General features: G+C 54.1%; 4 protein-coding genes and 1 pseudogene. All 5 read left to right on the forward strand.

Annotated elements, in window-relative coordinates; all coding sequences use genetic code 11:
* Positions 1 to 421 precede the first annotated feature (421 nt).
* The 5 genes and pseudogenes from CO655_RS32815 (at position 422) to CO655_RS32835 (ending at position 4,027) form a co-directional block, all read left to right on the forward strand.
* A complete protein-coding gene (locus CO655_RS32815) occupies positions 422 to 1,333 on the forward strand; it encodes a type VI immunity family protein (protein WP_141514394.1) in 912 nt (303 codons plus the stop codon).
* A 333-nt stretch (positions 1,334 to 1,666) separates the two neighbouring features.
* Positions 1,667 to 2,692 (forward strand): hypothetical protein, encoded by a 1,026-nt coding sequence (locus CO655_RS32820; RefSeq protein WP_097607182.1) that lies wholly within the window; start codon positions 1,667 to 1,669, stop codon positions 2,690 to 2,692.
* Between the two features lie 129 nt (positions 2,693 to 2,821).
* A pseudogene (locus CO655_RS32825) lies at positions 2,822 to 3,037 on the forward strand (transposase domain-containing protein); the annotation flags it as partial.
* Between the two features lie 131 nt (positions 3,038 to 3,168).
* Positions 3,169 to 3,618: a hypothetical protein gene (locus CO655_RS32830; protein ID WP_141514395.1), complete on the forward strand. Its 450-nt coding sequence runs from the start codon at positions 3,169 to 3,171 to the stop codon at positions 3,616 to 3,618.
* A gap of 19 nt (positions 3,619 to 3,637) precedes the next feature.
* Positions 3,638 to 4,027: a DUF6572 domain-containing protein gene (locus CO655_RS32835; protein ID WP_097607181.1), complete on the forward strand. Its 390-nt coding sequence runs from the start codon at positions 3,638 to 3,640 to the stop codon at positions 4,025 to 4,027.
* Positions 4,028 to 4,246: the final 219 nt, after the last annotated feature.

The raw sequence follows: 4,246 nt of genomic DNA on the forward strand, positions 1-4,246 counted from the left end.
AATCAGGGGGCGGATTGCCTCGGAATTTGCACCGGAGTCGGCCTTCTTTCTGCATTTCTTTTTTCAAAGGCCGATCTGACGCTCCAGAACATCTCGATCCTGATCCTCTGTGCAGGACTTTTCTTATTCGGGTTTTATCTCAATTACAAAAATCAAAGGCGATAGGGAGGATCGTTTCGGTTCGGTAACGACATGCGATAGATATTCCAAGCTATGTCTGGCCAAGCTTTGGCGTCCGACAAAGACGTCGCCGCCTGAGCTGGCGCAACAGCGGTGCGGAGCGGTCGCACGCGGGGCGCACTTTGGGACCCGGGACAGCAACAACACTTGCAACGCAGCGAGGTATTTCTGACGCAATGCATTTAACAAGGAACTCGCCGCTCAGATCGACGGCTTCTCATTTGCCAATGGCCATGGTTTTGTGGAGACTCGCATTGGTTTTGCGGTCGAGCTGTTCTTTCTAGGCGGAAGCGAAAGCCGAACCAGACTGATACTCTGCGACATGCTCCGTCAATATCATGCGCTGTTTACGGACGCGTTGTCGCATTTTCTCAAGCTGAATGCGAGCCGCCTGACGAAAATCACTGGCAGCGATTACCTGAACTATTATGAAAATATGGCGCGGGAGCTGAGTTCATCCGAGCCCATGGATGCCATGGTGTTCGGATATCCCGGCAAGAAAGTTGTCGATGAGCCGACACCTTTGAGCATTTCTTTCAAGAGTGCCGGTCCTGCTCCCATGAGCCCGCTTGGGCGATCGATGATCTGCGCCTATTTTCCGGCATCCTTAGTTGCAGAGCGCGGCTATGAGGTATTGCTCGATCTTACGAAGCGGTGGGCATCATCGGTCGAGATACTGCATGGCAGCGCGGGCTATAGTCTTTTGATCGAGCATGGAGTTTTTGCCGGCAGTAATTCTGTGGCAGAGACCATTCTGCCTCCACTCAAACGCTTTCCGGGACTGGATTTTTCCGATCCACTTCATTTCGAAGTCGAGTCCGACCTAGGCGATGGCCGGCAGATCAAGTCGATCAATTGGCTGACCGTCATTAACAACGAGATTGTCGAGAAGCTGGGAGGACAGCGCACGCTCGCTGAAAAGCTGGGCGAGACTTGCCCGATCCACGGGTTCGACGGCGGCCTGATTATTCAGGCAGGCAGCGAGCCGCAACTGGGCGATATCAACCGTGGCCTGGTTCTCGACGATTATCGCCGTGTCGCGGAAGTCCTGAAGCCCGTTCGTTTCGAGGATTATCGGCGAGGCCTCTTTATCCTGCCGGAACCATACGACAAGATTGAAGAAACCCGGAAGTGGCTTCGAAGATTTGATTAGTTGGGTTGATGCAGGCGATTGGAGTTTTCTGGACGACGCCGTGATCGTCTCGGACCGCGGTGTTCCGATCCTATGGTTGGTCACTAGATCAACTTCGCATTGCAGAAGGCGACTAGCCTCGAAATCCGCGAGAAGATGGCGGAGGTCATGCTTCAAGCAGCGCTGATTCAGCCAAGGCGATGTATGACGATTGCGGTGGGACGACGGCATGAGCATCCCGCGCGATTACTATCCGCACCGTGAAGACGTGGCAGCGGGAGGGCTTGTTAATCTCGCTGAGGCAAAGATCGTCTTGATAACGGTAGTGGAACTAACGGACCGCAGGGAAATAGTATGTCGACTCCAGGTGCGCCGGTCTCGCTCGGCAATGGATTTGCGGTCTCGAGTCGCTTTTTGATCATTGTCGGCTTTCCGGACGAGACGTCCGGCTTAGACAATCCGGTGACCCGAATTTTCTACCTCAACCTCGACAGCCAGACCCGCTTCACCTATCAGGATTGGGCCGGGGAAACCGTTGTTTCAGCCTGTCTGCGCCGCCCTCTCGGAGTGGTCTTGCGAGCTGGCTGCTTCCTTTCCGAAGAAGGCCGTGTGGAAATTTTAAACTCGACTGAGCACCTGAGCGAAGACGTCGATCCGGGGAAAAATGCCTACGGCTCCCTGCGCAGCATTCAGGAAGCAGGCGAAATCCTTTTCGCATGCGGTCTCGGTGGCCAACTTTATAGGCGCTCGACTGACGGTTGGGAGGCCGTCGATGGAGGATTGCGCGATAAGTCCGAGCGCAGAATGCGAAAGGAACTCGGTATCGGCGAATTCGCCGGCGAAGACCCCCGCGGCGCAGAGGACAGAATTGCTCTCGGAAAGGAAAGTCCCGACTTCACGCGGGTCGATGGCTCGTCTGAACGTGATGTCTATGTATGCGGCCTCAGGGGCTTAATCGGATATTTTGACGGCTCTCATCTCGCTTTGCTTTCTTCTCCGACAGGCGAACATTTGCTTGATATTCATTGCGTCAGCCACGACCGGGTGCTGATCGTCGGCTACTATCAGACGCTTTTGATTGGCAATGCACGAAGCGGTTTTGCCGTGGCGTACGAATCCAATGCTGCGATCACGTTTTATTCGGTTCGGGAGTTTCGTGGCGAGATCTATGTCGGTACGACGGCCGGGCTTAGGAAATTTAACGGCAGTAAATTTGAGGTTGTAAGCGATGCATCAGCGGGACTGGACGACAAAACCGTCATTCAGCAGATAGATAGCGTCACAGATGAGTGCCTCTGGCTCATCGGCGATCGGCATGTTTTCCGCTACGATGGTGTGAAGGCTGAAAAGATTGAACTTCCGGACAATAGAGGGCGATAGCGCCTACACCTCATAGACCGTGGAATTCGGCATCGGGTTTCGGCACCGGCCCCGGCAAGATCAACGTCGATCCCAACAGTGTCGGCACAGGCGCCGGCAAGTCCGGCAGTGCCGGTTCGCTCTAAGGAGAAACCGATTGCTCTGAATCGAAAGAACGCACTCTTCGCGGGGCATGACGTGGGAGCTGAGAACTGGGCCACCGTCGCCTCACTCATCGAGACCTGCAAACTCAATGCCGTCGATCCGCTGGCTTATCTGACCGCCACGCTGACCGCCATCGTCAACGGCCACAAGCAAAACCGGATCGATGACCTGTTACCCTGGAATCATGCGGCTGCGACATGAACCGTGCTTCTGAAGGGTTATAGATAGCAATCGGCCCCTCGCTGCTGGCTTAATGCAAGAGTTGATTTCTAACAGCCTTGCTGCTAACGCGGGTGATCACTCTAGGTGCGGCACGCGTTGTCCGCTTTCTTATGTCAATTGACTATAGCCTTGTTGATGGGCCGCAAGGCGGGCTCACCTTCGACTTCATCCCTTGCGACCACGATTTTTGCGGCAAGTATGATTATGATCGGTCTGACTCGACCGCATTCAACATACGAGAAGAAGCTTTTCTATTCATCGAGGGCTCGGTCGCTCAGTCCTTCCCTGATTGGTCGAGAGCCTATCGTCATTGGGGCACCACATGGATAGCGAGAGATATCTGGCTCGATATTCTCCCTCGACTTGACGAACTCCGGCGTGACGTGAGGGGGAATGCGCCCCTGACCGCAATCATCGACAAATACGTCCTGTATGCCGGATTGATGCCGCGCAAACATCAGTTCAATCGGAAAGCACTTCTGACGTTCCTTGACAGGTTCGACAACCGCGTACGGTCAGTAATTCAACACCGCCCCTATTTGCTCATTGGCGGCATTTGACACGTAGCAACGCGATCCCATGACAAACCTTGACTGCGCCACCTTTGAGGGCATTGCCGATCTCGTCTTGGAAGTGCCCTATTCGAACAACCACGTTCGGATGGTCGTCAATGATACACTTCCATGGACGGCCGACCAGGCTCTTTTCTTTCACAAATGGTCGGACGAAGAAATCATCACCTTTCACATGGATATCCTGGAGAGAAAGATAGAAGAGTGCATCAGCGTCGCGACAAGTGAGGTGTTCCGGCTCAGGCATCCCGACACGGCTAGGGAAAACATTCGGCTCGTTCTCATGCTCCGGCATTTGCCGGTTCCAAATGCGGAGGCCTTTCTAATGCTAATCGAAAAACGAGTTAAGGACGAAGAAATGCAATTCCGATACGGTTATGGTGGCGACGCTATGTAGCGCTTCACTCAATCGAGTACTCTGCAGTTAGGGTGAATGAAGTTGGCAAATGCCGCACGGTCGGCGTGTGGGTTAAGGATTCGGTCAAGGTGTGAGTGGCACACCGGTTACGGTGCTTTCGCCTGGCCGAGACGATTTTTGACCGGTGGGACGCACAGGCCGAGAGTAACGGCGCTGTCGCGTGGAAAAGTCTGCCGCAATATCTGCCATGGCTTTCAG

The sequence above is a fragment of the Rhizobium sp. M1 genome, from assembly GCF_002531805.1.
Classification (GTDB): Bacteria; Pseudomonadota; Alphaproteobacteria; order Rhizobiales; family Rhizobiaceae; genus Rhizobium; species Rhizobium etli_C.